This is a genomic window from Pantoea alhagi (assembly GCF_002101395.1).
GTDB lineage: Bacteria > Pseudomonadota > Gammaproteobacteria > Enterobacterales > Enterobacteriaceae > Mixta > Mixta alhagi.
This window is the reverse complement of the sequence record NZ_CP019706.1, coordinates 258892-283988: the sequence shown is the minus strand read 5'-3', so window position 1 is coordinate 283988 and position 25097 is coordinate 258892. Positions and strand designations below refer to the sequence as shown.

At 51.6% G+C, this 25097-nt stretch carries 21 protein-coding genes, 7 tRNA genes and 2 pseudogenes; 12 read left to right on the top strand and 18 right to left on the bottom strand.

Annotated elements, in window-relative coordinates; translation table 11 throughout:
• Positions 1–35: 35 nt before the first annotated feature.
• On the top strand, positions 36–1208 hold the full coding sequence (ubiF, locus tag B1H58_RS01320) for a 3-demethoxyubiquinol 3-hydroxylase (RefSeq protein ID WP_085067616.1): 1173 nt from the start codon (positions 36–38) through the stop codon (positions 1206–1208).
• Between the two features lie 86 nt (positions 1209–1294).
• On the opposite strand, the gene B1H58_RS01315 is transcribed toward ubiF, so the two are convergent.
• From B1H58_RS01315 to nagB, 11 genes are all read right to left on the bottom strand, one after another.
• A tRNA-Gln gene (locus B1H58_RS01315) sits at positions 1295–1369 on the bottom strand.
• A 26-nt stretch (positions 1370–1395) separates the two neighbouring features.
• Positions 1396–1470: transfer RNA gene (locus tag B1H58_RS01310), tRNA-Gln, on the bottom strand.
• Positions 1471–1476: 6 nt separating this feature from the next.
• Positions 1477–1553: transfer RNA gene (locus B1H58_RS01305), tRNA-Met, on the bottom strand.
• 21 nt (positions 1554–1574) lie between these two features.
• A tRNA-Gln gene (locus tag B1H58_RS01300) sits at positions 1575–1649 on the bottom strand.
• A 35-nt stretch (positions 1650–1684) separates the two neighbouring features.
• Positions 1685–1759, bottom strand: a tRNA-Gln gene (locus tag B1H58_RS01295).
• 22 nt (positions 1760–1781) lie between these two features.
• Positions 1782–1866, bottom strand: a tRNA-Leu gene (locus B1H58_RS01290).
• An 8-nt stretch (positions 1867–1874) separates the two neighbouring features.
• A tRNA-Met gene (locus B1H58_RS01285) sits at positions 1875–1951 on the bottom strand.
• 219 nt (positions 1952–2170) lie between these two features.
• Positions 2171–3838 (bottom strand): asparagine synthase B, encoded by a 1668-nt coding sequence (asnB, locus tag B1H58_RS01280; protein WP_085067615.1) that lies wholly within the window; start codon positions 3836–3838, stop codon positions 2171–2173.
• A gap of 291 nt (positions 3839–4129) precedes the next feature.
• Entirely contained in the window at positions 4130–5350 is a 1221-nt protein-coding gene (gene nagC / locus B1H58_RS01275) for a DNA-binding transcriptional regulator NagC (RefSeq protein WP_085067614.1), read from the bottom strand.
• 6 nt (positions 5351–5356) lie between these two features.
• Positions 5357–6505: an N-acetylglucosamine-6-phosphate deacetylase gene (nagA, locus tag B1H58_RS01270; RefSeq protein WP_085067613.1), complete on the bottom strand. Its 1149-nt coding sequence runs from the start codon at positions 6503–6505 to the stop codon at positions 5357–5359.
• Between the two features lie 66 nt (positions 6506–6571).
• Entirely contained in the window at positions 6572–7372 is an 801-nt protein-coding gene (nagB, locus tag B1H58_RS01265; RefSeq protein WP_085067612.1) for a glucosamine-6-phosphate deaminase, read from the bottom strand.
• A 341-nt stretch (positions 7373–7713) separates the two neighbouring features.
• Between nagB and nagE the strand changes: the two genes are divergently transcribed.
• From nagE to B1H58_RS01240, 5 genes and pseudogenes are all read left to right on the top strand, one after another.
• On the top strand, positions 7714–9741 hold the full coding sequence (gene nagE / locus B1H58_RS01260) for an N-acetylglucosamine-specific PTS transporter subunit IIBC (protein ID WP_208615345.1): 2028 nt from the start codon (positions 7714–7716) through the stop codon (positions 9739–9741).
• Between the two features lie 155 nt (positions 9742–9896).
• The gene (gene glnS, locus B1H58_RS01255) at positions 9897–11564 is read left to right on the top strand and encodes a glutamine--tRNA ligase (protein WP_085067610.1); all 1668 of its coding nucleotides are present in this window, start codon (positions 9897–9899) and stop codon (positions 11562–11564) included.
• Positions 11565–11822: 258 nt separating this feature from the next.
• A complete protein-coding gene (gene mtr, locus B1H58_RS01250; RefSeq protein WP_085067609.1) occupies positions 11823–13073 on the top strand; it encodes a tryptophan permease in 1251 nt (416 codons plus the stop codon).
• Positions 13074–13264: 191 nt separating this feature from the next.
• Positions 13265–13456 (top strand): hypothetical protein, encoded by a 192-nt coding sequence (locus B1H58_RS01245; RefSeq protein ID WP_085067608.1) that lies wholly within the window; start codon positions 13265–13267, stop codon positions 13454–13456.
• 42 nt (positions 13457–13498) lie between these two features.
• Positions 13499–13833: pseudogene (locus B1H58_RS01240) on the top strand (transposase); the annotation flags it as partial.
• Between the two features lie 233 nt (positions 13834–14066).
• On the opposite strand, the gene B1H58_RS01235 reads toward B1H58_RS01240, so the two are convergent.
• The 3 genes from B1H58_RS01235 to B1H58_RS01225 form a co-directional block, all read right to left on the bottom strand.
• Positions 14067–14393, bottom strand: coding sequence for a four-helix bundle copper-binding protein (locus B1H58_RS01235; protein ID WP_085067607.1), 327 nt, complete (start codon positions 14391–14393; stop codon positions 14067–14069).
• Between the two features lie 602 nt (positions 14394–14995).
• Positions 14996–17068 (bottom strand): pyrroloquinoline quinone-dependent dehydrogenase, encoded by a 2073-nt coding sequence (locus B1H58_RS01230; protein WP_418304144.1) that lies wholly within the window; start codon positions 17066–17068, stop codon positions 14996–14998.
• 37 nt (positions 17069–17105) lie between these two features.
• Positions 17106–17471, bottom strand: coding sequence for a hypothetical protein (locus tag B1H58_RS01225; RefSeq protein ID WP_085072205.1), 366 nt, complete (start codon positions 17469–17471; stop codon positions 17106–17108).
• A gap of 593 nt (positions 17472–18064) precedes the next feature.
• Here B1H58_RS01225 and B1H58_RS01220 point away from each other — a divergent pair.
• The 4 genes and pseudogenes from B1H58_RS01220 to B1H58_RS01205 form a co-directional block, all read left to right on the top strand.
• Positions 18065–18361 (top strand): chorismate mutase, encoded by a 297-nt coding sequence (locus tag B1H58_RS01220; protein ID WP_085067605.1) that lies wholly within the window; start codon positions 18065–18067, stop codon positions 18359–18361.
• A 181-nt stretch (positions 18362–18542) separates the two neighbouring features.
• Positions 18543–18809 (top strand): type II toxin-antitoxin system TacA family antitoxin, encoded by a 267-nt coding sequence (locus tag B1H58_RS01215; protein WP_085067604.1) that lies wholly within the window; start codon positions 18543–18545, stop codon positions 18807–18809.
• Positions 18797–19282 (top strand): GNAT family N-acetyltransferase, encoded by a 486-nt coding sequence (locus tag B1H58_RS01210; protein WP_085067603.1) that lies wholly within the window; start codon positions 18797–18799, stop codon positions 19280–19282. The genes B1H58_RS01215 and B1H58_RS01210 overlap by 13 nt, the downstream gene beginning before the upstream one ends.
• Before the next feature lie 265 nt (positions 19283–19547).
• A pseudogene (locus B1H58_RS01205) lies at positions 19548–19871 on the top strand (ChiP family protein); the annotation flags it as partial.
• Positions 19872–19952: 81 nt separating this feature from the next.
• Here B1H58_RS01205 and fur read toward each other — a convergent pair.
• The 4 genes from fur to ybfF form a co-directional block, all read right to left on the bottom strand.
• Complete coding sequence (gene fur, locus B1H58_RS01200) at positions 19953–20396, bottom strand: ferric iron uptake transcriptional regulator (RefSeq protein WP_085067602.1); 444 nt, start codon at positions 20394–20396, stop codon at positions 19953–19955.
• Between the two features lie 361 nt (positions 20397–20757).
• Positions 20758–21288 (bottom strand): flavodoxin FldA, encoded by a 531-nt coding sequence (fldA, locus tag B1H58_RS01195; protein WP_085067601.1) that lies wholly within the window; start codon positions 21286–21288, stop codon positions 20758–20760.
• A gap of 139 nt (positions 21289–21427) precedes the next feature.
• Positions 21428–21703 carry a LexA regulated protein gene (gene ybfE, locus B1H58_RS01190; protein ID WP_085072204.1) on the bottom strand — a complete coding sequence of 92 codons (276 nt, stop codon included), beginning with the start codon at positions 21701–21703 and terminating at the stop codon, positions 21428–21430.
• Between the two features lie 154 nt (positions 21704–21857).
• Positions 21858–22622: an esterase gene (gene ybfF, locus B1H58_RS01185; RefSeq protein WP_085067600.1), complete on the bottom strand. Its 765-nt coding sequence runs from the start codon at positions 22620–22622 to the stop codon at positions 21858–21860.
• Between the two features lie 252 nt (positions 22623–22874).
• On the opposite strand from ybfF, the gene seqA reads away from it, so the two are divergent.
• Both seqA and pgm read left to right on the top strand, forming a co-directional pair.
• Entirely contained in the window at positions 22875–23426 is a 552-nt protein-coding gene (gene seqA / locus B1H58_RS20530) for a replication initiation negative regulator SeqA (RefSeq protein ID WP_157130129.1), read from the top strand.
• Between the two features lie 24 nt (positions 23427–23450).
• Positions 23451–25091: a phosphoglucomutase (alpha-D-glucose-1,6-bisphosphate-dependent) gene (gene pgm / locus B1H58_RS01180; RefSeq protein ID WP_157130128.1), complete on the top strand. Its 1641-nt coding sequence runs from the start codon at positions 23451–23453 to the stop codon at positions 25089–25091.
• Positions 25092–25097 lie beyond the last annotated feature (6 nt).

The window sequence follows — 25097 nt, the reverse complement described above, 5'->3', positions numbered from 1 at the left end:
CGCCGCGAGACGGCAGGGCACAAAAGGATAAATTTATGCATCAAACGCAATTCGATGTCGTCGTGGTTGGCGGAGGTATGGTTGGCGCGGCGCTGGCAAGCGGGCTGGCGCAGCAGGGCTTTCAGGTTGCCGTTCTGGAGCGAGACGTTCCGGCGGCTTTTGATCCTGACGCGCCGCCGGATATTCGCATTTCCGCCATCGGCTGCGCCTCGGTGGATTTACTCAAACAGCTGGAAGTCTGGCCGGCCGTGCAGCAAATGCGCTGTGCGCCCTATCGTAAGCTGGAAACCTGGGAATGGCAGACGGCGCGCGTACAGTTTGATGCCGCAAGTCTTGGTCTGCCGGAGCTGGGTTACATGGTGGAGAATTCGGTATTGCAGCTGGCGCTGTGGCAGCGTCTGCAACAGCAGCCGGTTAGCCTGTTCGCGCCAGCAAAATTGAGTGCCTTGCAGCAGCATAACGGCGGCTGGCAACTGGTGCTGGAAGATGGCCAGACGCTTACGGCCCGGCTGGTGATCGGTGCCGATGGGGCGAACTCTCAGGTGCGCCAGCTTACCGGCATTGGCATTCAGGGCTGGAACTATAGCCAGTCCTGTATGCTGATAAGCGTGGAGTTGGATCATGCGGCAGGTGATACCACCTGGCAACATTTTACGCCGGAGGGGCCTCATGCGCTGCTGCCGCTGTTTGATCGCTGGGCGTCGCTGGTCTGGTATGACAGCCCGGCCCGCATTCGCCAGCTGCAGACGCTGTCGCCAGAACAGTTGCAAAAAGAGGTAGAACGCTGTTTCCCGTCGCGTCTGGGGCGTTTTCGCGTGCAGCAGGCCGCCTCCTTCCCGTTAGTGCGTCGGCACGCCAATCGTTATGTGCAGCCGGGACTGGCGCTGGTAGGCGATGCGGCACATACCATCAATCCGCTGGCCGGGCAGGGGGTAAATCTGGGCTACCGCGATGTTGATGCGCTGATTGAGGTATTAACCACGGCACGCAACCAGGCGGAAGAGTGGTCTTCTGAGCGGGTCTTGCTGCGTTATCAACGTCAGCGCCAGAAAGATAATTTGCTGATGCAGAGCGGTATGGATCTCTTCTATTTCGCTTTCAGCAACCGCCTGCCACCGCTGCGCGTGCTGCGTAATGTGGGATTGATGGCGGCAGAACATGCTGGCGTGCTGAAACGTCAGGCGCTGCGTTACGCGCTGGGGCTGTAGACGAGGCGGGCGGAAGGAATCGCCCGTTGAAATGCCAGATTCGCAGACGCAAAAAAGCCCGCATAAGCGGGCTTTTTTACACTGTTTGGCTGGGGTGCAGGGATTCGAACCCCGGAATGCCGGAATCAGAATCCGGTGCCTTACCGCTTGGCGACACCCCAATAAATTGGGATAAACAGTTTTTAATTGGCTGGGGTACGAGGATTCGAACCTCGGAATGCCGGAATCAGAATCCGGTGCCTTACCGCTTGGCGATACCCCAATAAAATGGTGGCTACGACGGGAATCGAACCTGTGACCCCAGCATTATGAGTGCTGTGCTCTAACCAGCTGAGCTACGTAGCCAAATTTTATTGCTTTCTGATGTGGCTGGGATACCTGGATTCGAACCAGGGAATGCCGGTATCAAAAACCGGTGCCTTACCGCTTGGCGATATCCCAAGATCCGATTACGCATCAGTTTCACATCAGAAATATGGCTGGGGTACCTGGATTCGAACCAGGGAATGCCGGTATCAAAAACCGGTGCCTTACCGCTTGGCGATACCCCATCCGCTAAACCGATGACTGAAATGGTGCGGGAGGCGAGACTTGAACTCGCACACCTTGCGGCGCCAGAACCTAAATCTGGTGCGTCTACCAATTTCGCCACTCCCGCAAAAAAGATGGTGGCTACGACGGGAATCGAACCTGTGACCCCAGCATTATGAGTGCTGTGCTCTAACCAGCTGAGCTACGTAGCCATCTTTTTTCGCGCTACCTTCATCGGCGTTGCGGGGCGCATTATGCGTATTGCACTCAAGAGCGTCAACAAGTTTTTTGTCGTTTTTTACCATTCGCACACTGTTTGACTGGCTTGTAACCAGCGTGATGATAAAAACGACAATTTTTGATCGTAACACCGCCAGATGCAATAAAAAAACGGGCCGCGCAGGCCCGTTTTATTGGTGATGTAAGATTGCTTATTTATAGGCGGACTGGTGTACGCCGACAGCGCGCCCGGACGGATCGTCCATGCTTTTAAAGGCTTCATCCCACTCAATGGCTTTAGCAGAAGAGCAGGCCACAGACGGACCACCTGGAATGCACTCTGCCGCGCTTGGTAGCGGGAACAGCTCTTCGAAGATCTCGCGGTAGAGATAGGCTTCTTTTGACGTTGGCGTGTTGTACGGGAAGCGATAGCGCGCGGTTTCAAGCTGCTGAGCGCTCACCTGCTGTGCAGCGACTTCTTTCAACGTATCAATCCAGCTGTAGCCTACGCCGTCAGAGAACTGCTCTTTCTGACGCCAGGCCACGCTCTCCGGCAGGTAAGAAGAGAAGCATTCACGCAGAATATGCTTTTCCATTTTGCCGTTGCTGCCGCACATTTTGTCCTGCGGGTTGATGCGCATCGCCACGTCGAGAAACTTTTTATCGAGGAAGGGCACACGCGCTTCCACGCCCCATGCGGACATCGCCTTATTGGCACGCGCACAGTCATACATGTGCAGCGCCAGCAGCTTACGGACGTTTTCCTCATGGAACTCTTTCGCGTTTGGTGCCTTATGGAAGTAGAGATAGCCGCCAAACACTTCATCGGCGCCTTCGCCAGAGAGCACCATTTTAATGCCCATCGCTTTAATCTTACGTGACATCAGGTACATCGGCGTAGAGGCGCGGATGGTGGTGACATCATATGTTTCAATGTGATAGATCACATCGCGAATCGCATCCAGACCTTCCTGCACGGTAAAGTGAATCTCATGATGTACCGTACCCAGGTGATCGGCGACGGAACGGGCCGCTTTCAGATCGGGCGAGCCTTCGAGTCCAACGGCGAAAGAGTGCAGCTGCGGCCACCAGGCATCGCTCTTATCCTGATCTTCCACGCGTTTTGCCGCGAAGCGTTTGGTGATCGCCGAAATAATGGACGAGTCCAGACCGCCTGAAAGCAGCACACCGTAAGGCACATCGGACATCAGATGGCCTTTTACTGACTCTTCCAGCGCATTTTTCAGCGCGGTTGCATCAGTAGAGTTGTTGGCGACGCTGTCATATTCCATCCAGTCACGCTGGTAATAACGACGAATTTCGCCATCGGTGCTGGAGAGATAGCTTCCCGGCGGGAATTCTTTAATGGTGCGGCATACCGGCACCAGCGCTTTCATCTCTGAAGCCACAAACAGGTTGCCATGCTCATCGTTGCCCATATAGAGCGGGATAATGCCGATATGATCGCGGCCAATCAGCCAGCTTTTCTTTTCGCTATCGTAAAGGATAAAGGCGAACATGCCCTGCAGATCGTCCAGGAAATCAACGCCCTTTTCCTGATAGAGCGCCAGGATCACTTCGCAGTCGGAACCGGTCTGAAACGCATAGCGATCGCTCAACTCTGCGCGCAGCGCCTGATGGTTATAGATTTCACCGTTAACGGCCAGAACGTGGGTATGGGCTGCGTTGTACAGGGGCTGCGCGCCGTTGTTAACGTCAACAATCGACAAACGTTCATGCGCCAGTATGGCATGGTCGTCAGCATAGACACCGGACCAGTCCGGGCCGCGATGACGCATCAGGCGTGAAAGTTCTAACGCTTTTTTACGCAGTTCTGAAGCGTCGCTTTTCAGATCGAGTACACCGAAGATTGAACACATAACCTACTCCTGATCTCACCTAAACGGTGATGTTTTCATTAAGTGATGTTGGAAAAGCAACGCCTGTCGTTGCGTGATGTATAAGAAAATGCGCTATCTGGTACATGCAATGCAAGCGATTTCCCTTTTTCTTGATAAAAAGGTTGTTGTCAGGCGTTGGATATTAGATTTTATCTAAAAAAATGCGCAGATAATTGTGGATTCATCAAAAAAGATGCCCTGTTGAGCAAAAAACAGCCGTGCGGGCGCAACGCAAAAAAAAAGCCAGCCGTGAAAGGCTGGCGTTAGCGGTTATTCTTCCAGCAGATGCTGGAGCAGGGCACCATTCAGCATGGCGCGTTTGGCCAGCGCGAAAGCGCCAATGGCGGAACGATGATCCAACTCAGAGCGCACGACCGGTAAATTTTTACGAAATGCCTTTAACGTTTGCGCATTGATACAGCTTTCAATAGCCGGGAACAGCACCTTTTCCGCTTCGGTAATCTCGCCAGCCAGCACGATTTTTTGTGGATTAAACAAATTTATCGCAATTGCGATCGCTTTACCTAAATAGCGCCCGGCATGCTCAATCACTTCCGTCGCCAGCCTGTCACCGCGATTGGCCGCTTTGCAGATAGCGTGGATCGTACAATCATCCAGCGTTAACGTACTGGGGTAATCTTGCTGCAACAGACGACGCACGCGATTTTCCAGCGCGCCGTTGGCGGCAATGGTCTCCAGACAGCCAAAGTTGCCGCAGTGGCAGCGCTCGCCCAGCGGATCCACCTGAATATGACCTATTTCCCCTACGTTGCCGTTGCTGCCGAGAAAAATATGACCGTTAGTGATGATGCCCGCCCCGGTGCCGCGATGTAAGCGCACCAAAATAGAATCTGCGCAGTCGCGACTTGCACCAAAATAGTGTTCCGCCAGCGCCAGGCTGCGAATGTCATGACCAACAAAGCTGGTAACGTGGAAACGCTGTTTAAGATTAGCGACCAGCGGCCAGTTATTGACCGTGATATGTGGCATATAACGAATGATGCCACTATGTGGATCGACCAGGCCTGGCAAAATAACAGAGATGGCAATCAGCTCACGCAGCTTGCGCTGATGAGCTGCAATAAAGTGATCGATGGCATTGAAAAGCGCATGCTCCAGCGTCTCCTGGGTGCGCTCAGGCAGCGGGTAATGCTCCTCCGCCAGCGACTTACCGCTCAGGTCGTAGAGCGTGAGCGTGGCGTCGTTACGCCCAAGGCGCACGCCAATGGTATGAAAGCCCCGTGTTTCGGTAACGATCGAAATGGCGCGGCGACCGCCGGTAGAGGCCTGCTGATCGACCTCTTTTATCAGGCCGCGCTCAATAAGCTGGCGGGTAATTTTCGTGACGCTGGCTGGCGCAAGCTGGCTATGCTCCGCAATCTGAATACGGGAAATGGGACCCATCTGATCGATAAGGCGGTAAACCGCTGCGCTGTTTAACTGCTTTACGAGATCGACATTTCCTATTTGTGCCTGGCCGCCAGTGGTCATCAATGATTACTCGCTAAAGACTTCGTTACCGTTAACGATAGTCTTGATAATGTGATAATCGCGTGTGAAAACAGCCAGGTTTGCTACTTTTCCAGCTTCAATAGAGCCTAACTGTTTATCCACGCCCATTGCACGGGCTGGATAAAGCGTTGCCATACGCAAGGTCTCATCCAGTGAAATGCCGACATGTTCAACGCAGTTCTGTACTGCTTCGATCATCGTTAGCGCCGATCCGCTCAGCGTCCCGTTTTCGTCAACACACAGCCCGTTTCGATAGTATATTGTTTTACCGGCAAAAATGAACCGGTCAATAGCTGCACCGGCTGGCGCGGTGGCATCAGTAACCAGTACCAGCTTATCGCCTTTGATGCGTTTTGCGTTGCGCACGTTAGCGTAGTGAACATGCAGGCCGTCGGCAATAATGCCGCAGTAAACTTCTGGCGTATCGAGCAGCGCGCCAATCAAACCGGGCTCGCGACCGGTTGTTACCGGCATGGCGTTATATAAATGTGTGGCAAAGCTGATGCCGGCGGCAAAACCGCTACGCGCTTCATCATAGGTAGCATGAGAATGCCCGGCGGAAACAATAATGCCAGCGTCGTGTAATTGATGGATCACCTCGGTGCCCGCCATTTCTGGTGCCAGGGTAACTTTGGTAATCACATCAGTGTTATCGCACAGGAATTTGACCAGTGCCGCATCGGGTTTGCGGATTAACTCTGCGTGGTGGGTGCCTTTTTTCGCCACGTTCAGCCACGGGCCTTCAAGATGCAGGCCGAGCGCCTGATGGGAATGCAGTTCCAGCCAGCTACGCATCACCTCGACCGCCCGTACCATCAGCTCATCGCTGCTGGTAATCAGGGTAGGAAGAAAGCTGGTACAGCCTGACTTCTCATTCGCTTTTTGCATAATAGCCAGGGTTTCCAGGCTAATCGCATCAATATCATCATTAAACTGGACGCCGCCGCAGCCATTTAGCTGAACGTCAATAAAGCCGGGAGCTATGATTGCGCCACCCACATCACGCTGTTCGCATTCCGCTGGTAGCTCATCGTGAGGACAGACACGTTCAATCAGATCGTTATTAATAATAACAGCGTGATTATCGAGGATTTCATGGCCGGTAAACACGCGACCATTTACTAAAGCATACATAATATTCTCCCGACTCAAGGCGGCATCTGTCCGGCTGGTTAACCGGACAGGGGTTAAATCCAGTGATTATAAATTCTGCATATTTTCCGCTTCCATTTCGCGGAAATATTTGACGGTTTTTACCTTCAGCTCCATGGTGGAAGGCTCATCGCAAACCACTACCGCTTTAGGATGAAGCTGCAGACAGCTGATGGTCCACATATGGTTAACATTGCCTTCGACTGCAGCCTGTAGCGCCTGCGCCTTCACATGGCCGGTCACCAGAATCATCACTTCTTCAGCGTCCAGCAGCGTGCCAACGCCCACCGTTAAGGCATACTTAGGTACCTGATTCACATCACCATCGAAAAAGCGTGAGTTAGCGACGCGGGTATCATGCGTCAGCGTTTTGATGCGAGTACGGGATGCCAGCGAAGACGCAGGTTCGTTAAAGGCGATATGGCCGTCATTGCCTACGCCGCCCATAAACAGGTGGATTTTTCCATAAGCGCGAATTTTTTCTTCATACTGGCGACATTCTGCGTCAATATCCGCTGCATTTCCATTAAGAAGATTGATGTTTTCTCGCGGAATATCAACGTGATCGAAAAAATTACGATACATAAAGCTGTGGTAGCTTTCAGGATGTTCTTTCGGCAAGCCGACATATTCATCCATATTGAAGGTGACGACGTTCTGGAAGCTAACCTGGCCCGCTTTGTGCATTTCAATTAAATGTTTATAGGCTTCCAGCGGTGTACCACCGGTGGGCAGACCAAGTACAAAAGGGCGTTCGCGCGTGGGTTTAAAGGCGTTAATACGGTTTACGATATGACGTGCGGCCCATTTACCTACCTGGGAAGCATTTGCCAGGGGAATTAGTCTCATAGTTGACCTCGTTTAAGGAGTATTATTCAAACCGGTTAATGGACGGTAAGGTCACCTATCTAAGCGTATTTTGACCTGTTAACACTTACCGTAAAGGAGATCGCCGTCCGGATATTTTTAATCATAAAATAAGTAGGGAAAGATAACCAGCGCCATGCAAGTTCCAATCAAGTTTATGGTGACAACTGTCACATACGGAGCGGTTTTAATTTGCGAAGCGAATTAAATTCTTTTTACACTGCGTAGCATGCTGTACTTTCGTTAGGTTATCTGAGGGATGTGATAATAAAAGTAACAGCTTCAGACGCCTTTTTTGATTCTCACAGGGGGAAAGAGTGAATATTCTTAGTTATTTGCAAAAGGTGGGCCGGGCGCTGATGGTGCCTGTTGCTACGCTACCCGCCGCCGCAATTTTAATGGGCGTCGGTTACTGGCTCGATCCCGATAGTTGGGGAGCGGGTAACGCACTGGCCGCGCTGCTGATTAAATCGGGCGGCGCGATTATTGAACATATGCCTGCGCTGTTCGCCGTCGGTATTGCTTATGGCATGTCGAAAGATAAAGACGGTGCTGCGGCGCTATCGGGCTTTGTAGGCTTTCTGGTCGTGACCACGCTCTGCTCACCAGCGGCAGTGGCGATGATTCAGAAAATGCCGCTGGAGCAAGTGCCAGCCGCATTCGGCAAAATTGATAACCAGTTTGTCGGTATTCTGGTGGGTATTCTCTCTGCTGAAGTTTATAACCGCTTCAGCCACGTAGAACTGCCGAAAGCGCTCTCCTTCTTTAGCGGACGCAGGCTGGTGCCTATTCTGGTCTCCTTCCTGATGATTCTGATCGCCTTTATTCTGATGTATGTCTGGCCGCTTATTTTCAACGCGCTGGTCTCTTTTGGCGAACATATTCAAAAACTGGGTTCTGCTGGCGCCGGCGTTTATGCCTTCTTCAACCGCTTGCTGATTCCGGTCGGTCTGCATCATGCGCTGAACTCTGTTTTCTGGTTTGACGTGGCGGGCATCAACGATATCCCTAACTTCCTCGGCGGCGCGCAGTCCATTGCCAGCGGAAAAGGCATTGTTGGCGTAACGGGGCAATATCAGGCGGGCTTCTTCCCGATCATGATGTTTGGTCTGCCGGGCGCCGCGCTGGCGATTTATCAGTGCGCGCATCCAGAAAACCGCGCCAAAGTAGGCGGTATTATGATCGCCGCAGCGTTTGCGGCTTTCTTTACCGGTATTACCGAGCCGCTGGAATTCTCCTTTATGTTTGTGGCACCGGTGCTTTACTTTATCCACGCGGTCCTGACCGGTATTTCAGTGTTTATCTCTGCGAGCATGCACTGGATCTCCGGTTTCGGTTTCAGCGCTGGGCTGGTGGATATGGCGTTGCAATCGCGCAATCCGCTGGCGACCCAGTGGTATATGCTAATCCCGCAGGGGCTGGTGTTCTTTGTTATCTATTATCTGGTGTTCCGTTTTACCATCAAACGCTTCAACCTGCTGACTCCGGGCCGTGAACTGGCGGTTTCCGGTGATGAGACGGATGGCTACGATGTAAATGTCGAAAATAACCTGCAAGGCGAAACGGAAACCGAATCCCTGGCGCGTCGCTATATCAGCGCGGTAGGTGGTTCAGCTAACCTGACGCATATTGATGCCTGTATTACGCGTCTGCGTCTGAATGTAAAAGACAGCGCGGCGCTGAACGAACAGCTGGCGAAGCGTTTAGGCGCATCCGGCGTGATCCGTCTGAACAAGCAGAGCGTACAAATTATTGTCGGCGCCCAGGCGGAATCCATCGCCTCAGCAATGAAAAACGTCCTGGCAAAAGGGCCGGTAGCGGCATCCGGCGGCGCAGCGCCAGTTATTGCCGCTGAGCCTGCAGTAAAAGCGGCTCCGGCGAACGCTCAGCAAACGATTGCCACCCTGGTCGCGCCGGTAAGCGGTGAAATTGTGCCAATTGATCAGGTGCCTGATGAAGCTTTCGCCAGCAAAGCAGTGGGTGATGGCGTAGCGATCAAACCTACCGGCAAAACAGTAGTAGCGCCGATTGCCGGAACGGTAGTGAAAATCTTTAACACTAATCATGCATTCTGCCTGGAAACGGCAAATGGCGTGGAAATCGTGGTGCATATGGGGCTGGATACCGTGGCGTTAGCGGGTAAAGGCTTTACGCGACTGGTGGAAGAGGGCGCAACCGTGAGCGCCGGTCAGCCGGTGCTGGAAATGGATCTCGATTTCCTTAATGCCAACGCCCGCTCCATGATCAGCCCGGTGGTGGTGAGCAATATCGACGACTTCGCCGGAATGGCATCGCTGGCCACCGGAACGGTGATTGCAGGCGAAAGCAAACTGTACGAAATCCAGAAATAACGCGCCTCTGCGTTAAACCTCTTCAGGCAGGAAGCGATTCCTGCCTTTTTTCTGCCTCAGCGCTAACAAACGGTTGTTTCCCTTGCACGCTTTGTGGATCATATCCGTTATTTCCTGGTTATAACGACCAGACATTTCGTGTTGAGGATACAGTGATGAGTGAGGCTGAAGCCCGCCCAACTAATTTTATTCGTCAGATCATCGACGAAGATTTGGCGAGCGGCAAGCACAGCAGTGTGCATACCCGTTTTCCACCGGAACCAAATGGCTATTTGCATATTGGTCACGCAAAATCTATCTGCCTGAACTTTGGCATCGCGCAAGATTATCAGGGCGAATGTAACCTGCGTTTTGACGATACCAACCCGGTAAAAGAAGATATCGAGTATGTCGAGTCAATCAAGCGTGACGTGCAATGGTTGGGTTTCCAGTGGAGTGGTGAAGTTCGTTACTCCTCCAACTATTTTGACCAGCTTTATCACTACGCCATTGAGCTGATCAACAAAGGTCTGGCCTATGTCGATGAACTGTCGCCGGAACAGATCCGCGAATATCGCGGTACGCTGACCTCGCCGGGTAAAAACAGCCCATACCGCGATCGCAGCGTGGAAGAAAACCTGGCGCTGTTTGAGAAAATGCGCAACGGTGAATTTGCTGAAGGCACCGCCTGCCTGCGCGCTAAAATCGATATGGCATCCAACTTTATCGTAATGCGCGATCCGGTGCTGTACCGTGTAAAATTTGCCGAGCATCATCAGACCGGCAACAAGTGGTGCATCTATCCGATGTACGATTTCACCCACTGCATTTCCGATGCGCTGGAAGGGATCACCCATTCGCTTTGTACGCTGGAGTTCCAGGATAACCGCCGTCTGTATGACTGGGTGCTGGATAACATCACCATCCCGGTACATCCGCGTCAGTACGAATTCTCTCGCCTGAATCTTGAATACGCCATTATGTCCAAGCGTAAGCTGAACCTGCTGGTAACAGAGAAAGTGGTGGAAGGCTGGGACGATCCGCGCATGCTTACCGTTTCTGGCCTACGCCGCCGTGGTTATACCGCTGCGTCTATCCGCGAATTCTGCCGCCGTATAGGCGTGACCAAACAGGATAACATCGTGGAGATGGCGGCGCTGGAGTCCTGTATTCGTGACGATCTGAACGAAAATGCGCCGCGCGCAATGGCAGTGCTCGATCCGGTGAAAGTGGTGATTGAGAACCTGCCAGCCGGTCATGAAGAGATCATTAGCATGCCAAATCATCCGAATAAGCCGGAGATGGGCACGCGTGCAGTGCCTTTTAGCCGTGAAATCTGGATCGATCGCGCTGATTTCCGTGAAGAAGCGAACAAGCAGTACAAACGTCTGGTACTGGGTAAAGAGGTGCGTCTGCGTAATGCCTACGTTATCCGTGCCGAGCGTATCGCGAAAGATGAAGAGGGTAATATTACCTGCATTTTCTGCACCTGCGATGTTGATACGCTGAGCAAAGATCCGGCGGATGGCCGTAAAGTGAAAGGCGTTATCCACTGGGTATCGGCAGAACATGCGGCACCGGCCGAGTTCCGTCTTTACGATCGTCTGTTTAGCGTGCCGAATCCGGGCGCGGCGGAAGATTTCCTTGCAACCATTAACCCGGAATCGCTGGTGATTAAGCATGGCTTTGTCGAACCAGGCCTGAAACAGGCTGAAGCCACCTCGCCTTACCAGTTTGAACGCGAAGGCTATTTCTGTGCCGACAGCGTTTATTCCAGTCCGCAGCATCTGGTATTTAACCGTACCGTTGGCCTGCGTGATACCTGGGCTAAAAGCGGCGAGTAAGACGTTTCAGTAATCAAAGGCGGCTCACTGAGCCGCCTTTTTTTGCTTGTTGCAACCCTGGCAGTGGCAGGCAGCGAGAAAACATTACACCAGGAAATACGATGCCCATTTTATGCTGGCAGCGCATTGATCTGTTTTTTCTGACATGTACTAGTTCATGAGTTCACTATAGGGTAGAATATCTTCCTTAATGGCCTTTCAGCCAGACAGAGTGCCAACTGAATATTAAATGAACAAATATCATTCTAAGGACGTGTTATGGAAACAGCGGTTTCCGCCAGCAAGCTTCCCTCAATATTGTGGGGCACGCTGATCATTACCGGTACGATAGTCGGGGCTGGTATGTTTTCGCTGCCGGTGGTGATGTCCGGTGCCTGGTTTAGCTGGTCGTCAGCTATTTTATTATTCACCTGGCTCTGCATGCTGCTGTCCGGGCTGATGTTTCTTGAGGCAAGTCTGCACTATCCAGGCGGGGCGGGCTTCGATACGTTGACGCGCGATCTGCTGGGACAGCGCTGGAACCTGCTTAACGGTGCGTCCATCCTCTTTGTGCTGGGTATTTTGACCTATGCCTATATTTCAGCCAGCGGCGCTATTTTGCAGCATACCTTTGCTGCGCTGGCGATGCCGGTCTCTGCCAGAGCGGCGGGACTGGGTTTTACGCTGCTGGTGGCGCTGTTTGTCTGGCTGGGGACCGCCGCAGTCAGCCGCGTTACGCTGATCTTTCTGGGCGCGAAAGTTATTACTTTCTTTCTGCTGTTCGGCGGCCTGCTTGGTCATGTTAAGCCGGCATTGCTGTTTGATACCATTGCAACGGAAAGCCATTATCTGCGCTATGGCTGGATGGTGATTCCTTTTTGCCTGGCCTCGTTTGGCTATCATGGCAATATTTCCGGACTGATCGGCTATTACCAGGGCAATGGCAAAAAAGTGGCGCGCTGTTTATTGCTGGGAACCCTGGCGGCGCTGATGATCTATCTGGTCTGGATTATTGGCACCATGGGCAATATTCCCCGCACGGACTTTATTGCGATTGCCCAACGCGGCGGCAATATCGATGCGCTGGTTGACGCTTTAGGCAATTTACTGCAAAACGCCTCGCTTAGTGTACTGCTCACTGTTTTTTCAACTTTCGCCGTTGCCAGTTCATTTCTTGGGGTTACGCTGGGGCTGTTTGATTATCTGGCTGATTTATTGAAAACCGATAACCATGCGACAGGGCGGTTAAAAACTACGTTGCTCACCTTTATCTTTCCGCTTTCCGCTGCGCTAATCTGGCCGAATGGTTTTCTGGTCGCAATTGGTTATGCCGGGCTGGCAGCTACCGTTTGGGCGGTTATCACGCCGGCGCTGCTTGTCTGGCGCGCCAGACAACGCTTTCCACAACCTCAAGGCTGGCGTTTAAAAGGCGGTAATCTGCCGGTGTTTCTGGTGCTGTTGTTTGCCGTTCTGAATATCGTGGTGTCGTTACTGAGCTACGCTGATCTCCTTCCGGTCTACGCCCGTTAAATTTATTCTCAGGATGTTTTATTTAGCGTCCTGAGAATAAGCCTCAAGTTTGTATTTATTAGATTGATTGCTGTCGGGTAAATTATTTAATCGGTGCTATTTTTAAGACTACTTTACACTATTGCTTGTCTCATTATCAGGCTGAAAAAAACATCCTGAACATAATGATGTTTTCTCATAAATAACCTTATATGGTTGTTGGTATTGTTTATTACTGGCAACGCCAGCGCGATCGCAAAGACATGGATCCTGCAAGCGAAAGTATGGGCAATATCAGGCTAATCTGCATCATTCCACCTTTAACAGTAGCCTGGATTTTAATTCTGGCTATGCGGCAGATTTTATCGGCCTGGATGTGGCGTTATTTGGCGCGTGGAAAATAAGCAATAGCGGCCCGGCAGCACCAAACGAAATTGGCTTCAGTAAAGCGAAAACGGCCTAATGAAAAGTGGGTCACCGATGTCACTGAATTCGCTGTCAACGGTCGCAAACTCTATCTTTCCCCCATTATTGATCTCTTCAATAACGAAGTGATTTCCTACAGTATTTCAGAACGCCCAACCATGCCGATGTGATTAAGGCATTTTCCCGACTTGATGCGGGCAGCAATCCGGTTCTGCATTCAGATCAGGGCTGGCAATACCGTCATAGATGGTACCAATATCTGTTACATGAATTTGGCATCATGCAAAATATTTCCCGCAAAGGTAACTACCTCGATAACGCCTGCGCAGAATGCTTTTTCGGGACGTTGAAATCAAGGCACCTTCCAGTTCAGGAAACCTGAACGTCTTTGAGACGAGCACGCAAATGTCTGCTATGAGCGAAAAACGGGCATTGAGCCATTTAAATAATCTGTGCAAGCATTTGTCGTTGAGGATGACACTTACGAATAGATCCATTTCCCGCCTGTACTCTTAATCTCATCCTGCTGAATTTTCTCTACGGGATTAAAAAAACCGCCGAAGCGGGTTTGGTAATTTGATTTTTTTCTCAGGCGGCCATCTTTCTGCATTGTTCGGCGCAGTGATGACAAGCTCTGGAGCAATCCTGGCAGTGGTCATGCTCATGCATTGCACACTCATCGCCGCATTTCTGACAAATATCAGCACAAAGTCGGCAGAGCTCTTGAGCTGACTCGCTATTAAGTGCCATGAACTGAGCTGCAAGACGACAGACATTTGCACACTCCATATCCAGTTTTATGCACTTGCGCATCATCTCAACGTTTTCTTCTTCCAGACATGAAGCCGCACAGTTATCACATGCCGCTGCACACAGATAGCAGGCCTCAATGCATTTTTTGTATTCGTCTAACATGATTTCTCCTTAGCTAAGGTTACGTATTAATCATGGAAGAGATAACTGATTATGCAACTTGGGATTAGTTAACGAGCTTTTCAGCATTTCTCATAATTGACCTGCAGTGCAACTTTATAGTTACCCAATGCACCAGTGTCCGCTTAGGCACAGAGCGGACTTCCGCAGTTCTTTCAGAACGTTTGAGGCGCAGCAGAACTTGAGAGCTGTACAGCGGCTGACGGAGGGGCGGCTATGTAGCAGATAACGGCCTTTACGCCATTTCGTAACGAAGTACCTGCGGGGGCCAGCGGTATATGAAATAAGACGGAGCAGCAGGCAATGTCCAGCGGACCTGGAGGCTGTATATTAACGATCGCAAAGGCTTTACTAAAACTTCCTGCCACAGAATTTACCCCAGCCCTAATCAGGAATGAGTGGGTTCAGTCCTGCAACTAAAAATACCTTAGCGAACTGAGCCGAAGCCGGTCATCCCTGCGCAGAGCGGGAGAGGCTCGATTATCGCCAATGTGGCAGTCCGGAGCGCTCGAAACGCCGGACCGGGTACAAAAAAATGGGGCGCTGGGGCCCCATTCTGTTTGTATTGATGTTTTTAAGAACGATTACTCAGGTAGCGCGTAAACCACCACCTGATCGCCCACCTGATCCTTCAGAATAGTATTACCGCCTGCGACAAATGCGACATACTGACGGCCTTTATACTCATAGATCGACGGATTCGCCACCGCTGGTGCTTCAACCTGATCGGACCACAGCTCTTCTCCGTTATCCACGGAGTAGGCGCGAACTTTGGCATCCATTGAGGCACCTATAAAGATCACGCCACCCGCTGTCACTGCCGGGCCGCCGATGGTGGGTGATCCCCAGCTTTCCGGCATAAAGAAGCCATACTGCTGCGAAGCGCCAACCGGACGACGCCATTTTACGTCACCCGTATGCATATCCAGCGCCACGATTTCACCAAAGGGTGGCTGCCAGCACGGCATGCCAAGCCAGTTATTCGCCACCATCAGACGCAGCCCGTAAGGCGCACCTTCCTGAGGGGCAAAACCGCTCTCGTTGCCGGAACCATTATCCGCTTTTTCGTAATCTTCGCGGCTATAGAGCTTCACATACTGCACGATGTGTGAGGTGTTAACGACCGCAATCTGTTTTTGTGGATCGTACGCTACGCCGCCCCACTGAACGCCCCCGGCGCTGTCCGGATAGGTTAGCGTCCCTTCGCCCTTAGTGGTTGGTGGCGTGTACATGCCCTCATAGGTCAGCTTATCCCATAGTCGTGAACACTGGCCGGCACCCACTATATCCGCCAGTTTCCAGATCTCTGGCTTTTTCGATTGATCGAGCAGTGGCGCAGGTTTTGTAGGGAATGGCTGTGTTGGCGAAAGAACTTCACCCTGCACCGAACCATCACCCTGAGGCACCGGACGCTCTTCAATAGGCCAGACATCCTCACCCGTCAGACGGTTCACAACAAACAGAAAGCCCTGCTTGGTAGCCTGAATCAGTGCCGGGATCTTTTTGCCGTTGACTGTGATATCCATCAGCGTTGGTGCCGAATTGATATCGTAATCCCACACGTCGTGATGCACCCACTGGCGAGACCAGACCACTTTACCGGTATTGATGTCCAGCGCGGTAGTAGACGTGCCGAGCGGAATCGGATCGACGCGGTTACCGCCCCAGTAGTTGGGAGATGGCGATGAGACCGGCAGATAGACCAGTCCATGAGCCTCATCGGCAGACATATGTGTCCAGACGTTGGCGGTACCGGTGCGTTTGCGGATTGCGGCCGGAATGGCTTCAAAAGTCCATTCGCGTTCGCCGGTCTGCGCATTGATTGAAAAGACGGTGCCCGGAGGCGCTTCAGCATAAGCCCAGTCTTTGCCAGCCCAGCCAACAAGCAGGTGGTTGCCGACGACCGTGGGCGGCTGCAGCACAGATAGCGGGTACTTGGCGTTAACCGTGTTCCACTGATTAAGATCCAGCATGCCGTTGTCAGCAAAGTCACTGCATGGCTTACCCGAATCGGCATCCAGCGCAAAGAGCTTGCCATCAACGGTTCCCATATAGACGATCTTCTGACACGCTTGCCCGGGAGCCGGTTGTCGGGCCTGCCAGTAGGAGACACCACGGTTCTTCAGTACCGGCTGCGTCAGGGCTTTGCGCGAGGATTTAGTGTCATAGTGCCACTTCTCTTTACCTGTACCGGGGTCCAGCGCAATCAGGCGATCAAATGGGGTACCGATGTAGAGCGTCTGGTTGGCAAAAATTGGCGTTGCTGACCAGACTGTGGCAGGGGTGTCACCTTTGCCATCCGAGACATCTCCGGTATGAAATTCCCAGATTTTCTTTAGCTTGCTGACGTTATCCGCAGTGATCTGTTTCAGCGGGCTATATTTCTGTGCGTTAAGCTGACCATGGAAGCTGTCCCAGCTGGCAGAAGAGGGCACCAGTGAGCTCGCGGCGTGACTGGCAGACTCGACTTTCTGTCCGTCACGCTTGCCGGTGGACGCATCTTCAGTGGTTTCAGTGGTTCCCGGCGCCTGTTGATTGGCCGAATCCACATTAAGTTTTTCCTGCGTGCCCATAGAGGCTTCAGCAGCGTTATCCTGCTTCTGCGCCTGCGTCACCGGTATGAACAGTAGAGCCAGCGCCGTGATGCTGACTTTCATTAATGGAGAATAGTGATCATTATGCACGGGCAGCTCCTCAGGCTCTGATGCGATGATTATGACGAACGGAATTGCGGCTCAGCGTAATCAGGCCAATAAGGCCGACCACCATTGCTGCCGTAATGATGTACTGATGCAGTAGCGCAGCTGCAAAACCAATCGCGAATAACATCAGAAAAATGATAACAATCAGGGAAGTGCGCGCACCGCGGCGGGATGCGCCACGTAAAATAAAGGTCAGTAGCGCCAGCACGGCGCTGGCGATGGCCACACCCAGTGCACCAATAGTACCGGTAACACCGGTGAGGGGTGTCAGCCACGCGTATAAAGCCACCGCGAAGCCGATCACGGCTGCCAGCAGCAGCAGTAAGCTGCCCAGGCGTGAGGGTTGAGATTGCGACATATCAGGACGTCCCCCGTTGAAATGAATAAGTATTAAATATGGCGTATCGATGGATTCAGGCAGCGGCTTTCGGGCAAGGCGGTGATTAAAAAAACAACGCAGCACGATGAACAGCGGCAAAGTTAACTAAACGTAACAGAGTATAGAAGATGGTTTCTTATTGGGGGCACTCAACCGGATGTGGCATTCACGATGGCTGACAGACCGGACTTAGCATCAATCATGGCTATTTTAATCGTGCATATTAACGATGCCTTTTTAATCAACTTAAAATGCAGCGGCCAACTGGCGTGGTTATTAACGTGTCGGGATATCAGTAATGCCCGCTTCCGGCAAATAATGGACGAATCCCCGCCATCTCTTGCTGTCATTGTGGGGGCAGCGGTGGCCGGGACCGGAACGGCGCCTTGCCGAAGGCGTTCATGTCAGAAAACTGACCTCACGGCTTGATGATGCCTGATACGTTCTGCGAATTTCCGGCGTGGGTGAGGAAGGTTAGGGTGCAAAATGTCCGCTTCATAATTCTATAGATGGCACCTGTCAGAATTTAATGTATCCTGCTGACCTCATGTACTAGTCTAAAGGTTCAATCTATGTGCTTTTCCAGTATTGACGAAGTTAGAGACCGTATTGATCAAATCGATAGTGAGCTGGTTAAATTAATAGCTCAGCGTGCAGGGTGTGTTAAAGCCGCTGCTGCGTTCAAAACCGATAGTACCGCCGTTCGTGCGCAGGATCGCGTAGAACAAGTCATCAGTAAGGTGCGTGAGAGAGCTGCGGAAATTGGACTTTCGAAAGTAATCATTGAAAAAGTATACCGGAGCATGATTGATGCATTTATTGACTATGAGCTTAAGCAGCATGAACAATTGCAACAGGAAAAAGCCTGACACCGCGCGACATCAAAAATCGAAGCATTAGTGGGTGAGTATAAATATCTTCCAGAGGCCGTTTTTGGCACAAAGCGGACATCATCATTCTAAATATTAAAGAAGATAACTTGATGTATAGCATTTGCTATACATTCTCATTGTGCTACTCTGTAAAGCAAATGCTATACGGAGATATTTCATGAAATCTGATGTTCAACTCAACCTTAGGGCCAAAGAATCTCAGCGAGCACTCATTGATGCCGCGGCTGAAATCCTTCACAAATCACGTACAGATTTCATTCTGGAAATGGCCTGTAAGGCTGCCGAGAATGTTATCCTCGACCGCCGCGTCTTTAATTTTAACGATGAGCAATACGCAGAGTTCATCGATATGATTGATGCACCGGTCACAGATGATCCCGTTATCGAAAAACTGCTGGCAAGGAAACCTCAGTGGGACGTGTAACAGCACCAGAACCTTTATCCGCTTTTCATCAGGTGGCGGAGTTTGTCAGCAGTGAAGCCGTGCTCGATGACTGGTTAAAGCAGAGGGGCCTCAAAAACCAGGCTCTCAGAGCGGCCCGAACGTTTGTGGTTTGTAAGAAGGACACTAAACAAATAGCCGGCTTTTACTCTCTGGCCACCGGGAGCGTCAACCATACAGAAGCGACAGGCAGCCTTCGGCGTAACATGCCTGATCCCATTCCTGTCATTATACTTGCCCGTCTGACTGTCGATGTCTCATTCCGTGGAAAAGGGCTTGGTGCCGATTTACTGCATGACGCAGTGCTTCGTTGCTATCGGGTAGCCGAGAATATTGGTGTACGTGCAATCATGGTTCACGCACTTACGGAAGAAGCCAAAAACTTCTATATTTATCATGGTTTCAAACCATCACAAACTCAGCAGCGGACATTATTCCTGAAACTCTCTCAATAGGAGGTGAAGGCCAATACGTCCATACCGCTACGAGCGGGAATCGGATGATACACCTATTGTTAATTCAGTAGAAACTTTCACGAAAGAAGATGACAAACAGTTTATTGATGAGACGGCAATGCGAAAGTAAGAAAGCTGCGGGATGGATAATTCGGTTACGTAACAGTTTATTTAGCGTTAGCAGGAAACAAAAAAGAGCCCATGTATTAAATGAACTCTTCCTCAGATGCCTCGGTTAATCTGTCCAACTTTTTGGGTCAGTACAAATCATGGCTACTTTCTTCAGCGCATGACGCCTTCCTGTGGCAGCTCCAACGGGCGTCTTGATATCTGGTGGGATGCGCGCTCTGACTGGAACGCCAACGGTGAAAAAGCAATTTTTGCCGGTGTGATGTATGACTTAGGCGGCTGGGATCTGGACCTGTTTTATACCATTCAGCAGGGCAGAGCGAAGGATACGCTGTTTAAGCTGCACTTCACCCGTTACAACAATCACAGCAATCTCTCCAGCTACGGCGGTGGATACGGCAATATTTTCCAGGATAAGAAAGAGGTGAAGTTTATCGTTATCGCCCCGTTCACTGTTTTTTTAACGCATGCGGGCAGCGTGAAGGGTAAAAAAAACCGGTGCCTGAGCACCGGTTTTGATTTTACTGCATAGCATAATTGATTATTTATCGTGTAATGTTTCGTCTTCGCGGCAATCGCCCAACGCGCAGTGACCATACAGATAAAGGCTATGGTTGGTCAGTTTGATGCCGTGGCGCGTGGCGATTTCACGCTGGCGGGATTCAATAGACTCATCACTAAATTCGATAACCTTGCCGCAGTCCAGGCAGATCAGATGATCGTGGTGCTGCTGCTGGGTCAGTTCGAAAACGGATTTGCCGCCTTCAAAGTTATGGCGGGTAACGATACCGGCATCGTCAAACTGGTTCAGGACGCGATAAACCGTCGCCAGCCCGATCTCTTCGCCCATATCAATGAGTCGCTTGTATAACTCTTCCGCACTGACGTGATGGCTCTCAGGTCCCTGAAGCACTTCCAGGATTTTTAGTCGCGGAAGTGTGACCTTCAGTCCGGCCTTCTTTAATGCGGTGTTATTGTCAGTCATGCGGATATTGTCCTGTTACTTTGCTAGTCACAATGTGGCTGAACAGCCATGAACATCGGTCGACGCTAAGCTAATAGCGTCTCATTATAGAACTGATGCTTCGAAATGAAAACCGTAAGGGTGCGCGTGAAATCGCAAGTGGAAGTAAAGAGAAGATCGCTACGTCCGGCGTTGTTCATGCCCATATGATGCTGTGTTTACATTTCGCTAGATCCTGCCGCTTTACAGCACCACGGCAGGAAAGCGCGCGACCGATACGGGTATTCTACCGACTCAATAGTAAAATTTTCAAACCCGTATCTATCATTTCTATAGGAAATACCTGTTACGCAATGTGATTTACAGCACAATGCGCGTTAAATCAGGCTTCCAGAATTTCCTGCAGGTGCAGTTCTGCATAAATCTGTTTAACCCATTTATCAACGCGTTCGTTAGTCAATTCGGGCTGACGGTCTTCATCAATGGCTAAACCAAGGAAATGCTTATCATCTGCCAGGCCTTTCGACGCTTCAAAATGATAACCTTCGGTTGGCCAGTGACCAACAATCACCGCGCCGTTTGGCTCAATGATATCGCGAATAGTACCCATCGCGTCGCAGAAATATTCAGCGTAATCTTCCTGGTCACCGCAGCCAAACAACGCCACCAGTTTGCCGTTGAAATCGATCTCTTCCAGCGTTGGGAAAAAATCGTCCCAGTCACATTGTGCTTCGCCGTAGTACCAGGTCGGGATGCCTAACAGCAGGATATCAAAAGCTTCCAGGTCTTCTTTACTGCTCTTGGCAATATCATGCACTTCGGCAACATCGCTACCGAGCTGTTTCTGGATCATCTTTGCAATGTTTTCTGTATTGCCGGTATCGCTGCCAAAGAAAATACCTACGATTGCCATGAGTTTAGTAACCTCTTGAAACTTAAAAATATGGTAACTGCCCGTTGTATGCAGATTACGGCAATAATAGCAGAGACCGTCAGGAGGCGGAACTCGTAAAGCCGCTGCATTTGTTTCTTAGTGCGCTTCTTCCAGCCGTTCAAAGCGCCTGCAACTGGGCGAGAATCATCTCTTCGATCAGCTCGCTGCGGCTGACGCCGCGTTCGGCAGCCATCGCATTAAGCGCATCGACGGCCTCACTGTTCATCTTCAGTTCAACGCGCCGTAACCCGCGGACTTTGTCACGCTTCAGCTGGTTGCGCTTGTTGATACGAAGTTGTTCATCACGCGACAGCGGACTGGTTTTCGGGCGACCCGGGCGACGTTCATCTGCGAAGAGATCGAGCGTGGTCCGGTCCGTTTGTTCTTTTGCCATAGAATCGTGATACTGAATGGGCTGCGCGTTTGCGCCGCGCATGGTGACGTTTGGGCCGGTTTGCCCCCGTTTAACGGCGGCAAAATTTTAGCGCGCCATCATACCCTGACCAAAGAGCGAGGACAATCTTTGTTAGCCTGTTAACATATTGCTTTTACAGCGCTAAAAAACGCCGCACAGCCCGCAGCACCGCATCCGGTTTTTCAGCATGAACCCAGTGGCCTGCGCCAGCAATCACGTGCGCTCGCGCCGCTGGAAACTGCGCCAGCAAAGCATTGCGATGAATATCATCAAGATAGGGAGAAAGCTCACCGCGAATAAACAGCGCCGGGCCGTGCCAGGCGGGCACATTTTCCCAGCCGGAGATGCTGCTGTAGTTGTCCCAGAGTGCCGGAACATTAAAACGCCATGCGCCGTCGTGGAAAGATTTCAGCAGAAACTGGATAACGCCTTCGTCAGCGAGCATTTCGCGCATTACGCTGGCGGCTTCACTGCGCAACTGCACCTTTGCGGCGGTTACTGCATTAACCGCGGCGAAAATTTCATCGTGACGTCGGGTGCGATAGTCAACCGGGGCGATATCAATTAATACCAGTTGTTCGATCCGCTCAGGCGCCAGCGCCGTCATGGTCATGGCGATTTTCCCACCCATGGAGTGACCAGTCACCGCGATTTTATCAATGCCGTGCGCATCGAGCGTATCCAGCATATCCTGCGCCATGGCCGCATACGACATTTCATCGCTGCGCGGTGAAAGGCCATGATTACGCACATCCACCTGAATCAACGGACGATCCGCTTTTAAGCCGCGCGCCAGCACGCCTAAGTTATCAAGGCTGCCGAACAGGCCATGAATAAGCAGAAGGGGGAGTGCGTTCGGATCGGACTGTTCAGTTTGCAGGCGAGTATTCAAATTCATGGCAAAGTTCTTACAGTTGAAAGGAAAGCATAGGTTATCATGGTTTATAGACTGCCTGCCGGTCAGTGGTTGTTTGCCGGATTGCTTTGCGGCATATTCTGACTTTTGCCTGCAAGCGCCAACGTCGCTACCGACCCGCAGGATTTAACTTTATAATCCTTATGTTAGAACCAGCGCACAGATTGTACAGCTGAAATTTGCTATTACGCGCTGCGCCTGGATCTGCCACAAGCAATTACCGTACGGATAAAGATGAAAACGATTGAAGTCGACGAAGAACTCTATCGCTATATTGCCAGCCACACGCAGCATATCGGTGAAAGCGCCTCCGACATTTTACGGCGGATGTTGAAATTTACCGCTGGTCAGAGCGCACCGGTTGCGGCCCCGGCCCCGGCGCCTGCTGTTAGCGTGCGTCAGGAAAATGAAGTCAGCAAGCCAACCACGCGTGCGCAAGATCGGGTGCGTGCTGTGCGCGAGCTGCTACTCTCTGATGAATACGCCGAGCAGAATAAAGCGGTAAATCGCTTTATGTTGATTTTATCTACACTATATCGTCTTGATCCCGAAGCGTTTGCTGAGGCCACCGCATCGCTGCAGGGACGCACCCGCGTTTACTTTGCCGGCGATGAACAAACACTGTTGCAGCATGGCACCCATACCAAGCCGAAGCATGTTCCCGGCACGCCGTACTGGGTGATCACCAACACTAACACAGGCCGCAAATGCAGCATGGTGGAACATATCATGCTGGCTATGCAGTTCCCACCGGAGCTGTCAGATAAGGTTTGCGGCACCATTTAACTGAAGCGTCAGGGAGAAGCGCCAATGGCCAATCACCCCCGTGCCGGGCAGCCAGCCCAGCAGAGCGATTTGATTAACGTTGCACAATTAACATCCCAGTATTACGTTCTGCAGCCAGAAAAAGGGAATGCGGAACACGCGGTGAAGTTTGGCACATCAGGGCATCGCGGCAGCGCCGCACGTCAGAGTTTCAATGAAACGCATATTCTGGCTATCGCTCAGGCCATTGCTGAAGAACGTAAAAAGAACGGGATCACTGGCCCTTGTTACGTGGGTAAAGATACCCACGCGCTGTCAGAGCCGGCGATCATTTCCGTGCTGGAAGTGTTAGCGGCCAACGGCGTTGATGTCATTGTGCAGCAGGATAACGGTTATACGCCGACCCCGGCCATCTCTAACGCAATCCTTGAATATAACAAAGCGGGCGGCGCTCAGGCTGATGGCATCGTGATTACGCCTTCCCATAATCCGCCGGAAGATGGCGGTATTAAATATAATCCGCCTAACGGTGGCCCGGCCGACACCAACGTTACCAAAGTGGTGGAAGACCGTGCGAATCAGCTGATTCAAAACGATTTGCAGGAGGTTAAACGCCTGTCGCTGGAGCAGGCCTGGGCCAGCGGCCATATTCAGGAAAAAGATCTGATTCAGCCTTATGTTGAAGGGCTGGCCCAGGTTGTGGATATGGAAGCGATTAAAAAAGCGGGCCTGAAAATCGGCGTTGATCCGCTGGGCGGCTCCGGTATGGAATACTGGAAACGCATCGCCGAGCATTATCAGCTCGATTTAACTATCGTTAACGACGCTATCGACCAGACATTCCGCTTTATGCATCTGGATAAAGATGGCGTGGTGCGCATGGACTGCTCATCAGAATGTGCGATGGCCGGTCTGCTGGCGCTACGTGATAAATTCGATCTGGCGTTTGGCAATGACCCGGACTACGACCGTCACGGTATCGTCACGCCTGCAGGTCTGATGAATCCGAACCACTATCTGGCTGTGGCAATCAACTATCTGTTCCAGCATCGTCCGCAGTGGGGCAAAGAGGTTGCCGTAGGTAAAACGCTGGTTTCCAGTGCCATGATTGACCGTGTGGTTAACGATATCGGTCGTAAACTGGTAGAAGTGCCGGTGGGCTTCAAATGGTTTGTGGATGGTCTGTTTGACGGCAGCTTCGGCTTTGGCGGCGAAGAGAGCGCCGGGGCGTCTTTCCTGCGCTTCGACGGTACGCCGTGGTCTACCGATAAAGACGGGATCATCCTCTGCCTGCTGGCGGCGGAAATCACTGCCGTAACCGGTAAAAACCCGCAGCAGCACTATGACGAGCTGGCAGAACGTTTCGGCGCGCCAAGCTACAACCGCTTACAGGCGTCTGCGACCTCTGCTCAGAAAGCGGCGCTGTCAAAACTGTCGCCGGAAATGGTAAGCGCGGCAACGCTGGCGGGCGATCCTATCACCGCACGTTTAACCAGTGCGCCAGGCAACGGCGCTTCGATTGGCGGCCTGAAAGTCATGACCGAAAACGGCTGGTTTGCTGCACGTCCGTCCGGTACGGAAGATGCTTACAAAATCTATTGTGAAAGCTTCCTCGGTGCGGAACATCGCGAAAAAATCGAAAAAGAAGCCGTAGAGATTGTGAGCGCAGTGCTGAAAAACGCCTGAGTTTAA

Excerpts from the sequence above, each read along its gene's own strand:
- nagC (WP_085067614.1), bottom strand. The coding sequence starts at position 5,350 with ATGACCACTGGCGGCCAGGCACAAATAGGAAATGTCGATCTCGTAAAG.
- seqA (WP_157130129.1), top strand. The coding sequence starts at position 22,875 with ATGAAAACGATTGAAGTCGACGAAGAACTCTATCGCTATATTGCCAGC.
- B1H58_RS01235 (WP_085067607.1), bottom strand. The coding sequence starts at position 14,393 with ATGTTAGACGAATACAAAAAATGCATTGAGGCCTGCTATCTGTGTGCA.
- mtr (WP_085067609.1), top strand. The coding sequence starts at position 11,823 with ATGGAAACAGCGGTTTCCGCCAGCAAGCTTCCCTCAATATTGTGGGGC.
- nagA (WP_085067613.1), bottom strand. The coding sequence starts at position 6,505 with ATGTATGCTTTAGTAAATGGTCGCGTGTTTACCGGCCATGAAATCCTC.
- asnB (WP_085067615.1), bottom strand. The coding sequence starts at position 3,838 with ATGTGTTCAATCTTCGGTGTACTCGATCTGAAAAGCGACGCTTCAGAA.
- ybfF (WP_085067600.1), bottom strand. The coding sequence starts at position 22,622 with ATGAATTTGAATACTCGCCTGCAAACTGAACAGTCCGATCCGAACGCA.
- B1H58_RS01225 (WP_085072205.1), bottom strand. The coding sequence starts at position 17,471 with ATGTCGCAATCTCAACCCTCACGCCTGGGCAGCTTACTGCTGCTGCTG.
- B1H58_RS01215 (WP_085067604.1), top strand. The coding sequence starts at position 18,543 with ATGAAATCTGATGTTCAACTCAACCTTAGGGCCAAAGAATCTCAGCGA.
- B1H58_RS01220 (WP_085067605.1), top strand. The coding sequence starts at position 18,065 with ATGTGCTTTTCCAGTATTGACGAAGTTAGAGACCGTATTGATCAAATC.
- ubiF (WP_085067616.1), top strand. The coding sequence starts at position 36 with ATGCATCAAACGCAATTCGATGTCGTCGTGGTTGGCGGAGGTATGGTT.
- B1H58_RS01245 (WP_085067608.1), top strand. The coding sequence starts at position 13,265 with ATGGTTGTTGGTATTGTTTATTACTGGCAACGCCAGCGCGATCGCAAA.
- pgm (WP_157130128.1), top strand. The coding sequence starts at position 23,451 with ATGGCCAATCACCCCCGTGCCGGGCAGCCAGCCCAGCAGAGCGATTTG.
- ybfE (WP_085072204.1), bottom strand. The coding sequence starts at position 21,703 with ATGGCAAAAGAACAAACGGACCGGACCACGCTCGATCTCTTCGCAGAT.
- fldA (WP_085067601.1), bottom strand. The coding sequence starts at position 21,288 with ATGGCAATCGTAGGTATTTTCTTTGGCAGCGATACCGGCAATACAGAA.
- glnS (WP_085067610.1), top strand. The coding sequence starts at position 9,897 with ATGAGTGAGGCTGAAGCCCGCCCAACTAATTTTATTCGTCAGATCATC.
- fur (WP_085067602.1), bottom strand. The coding sequence starts at position 20,396 with ATGACTGACAATAACACCGCATTAAAGAAGGCCGGACTGAAGGTCACA.
- B1H58_RS01230 (WP_418304144.1), bottom strand. The coding sequence starts at position 17,068 with ATGAAAGTCAGCATCACGGCGCTGGCTCTACTGTTCATACCGGTGACG.
- nagB (WP_085067612.1), bottom strand. The coding sequence starts at position 7,372 with ATGAGACTAATTCCCCTGGCAAATGCTTCCCAGGTAGGTAAATGGGCC.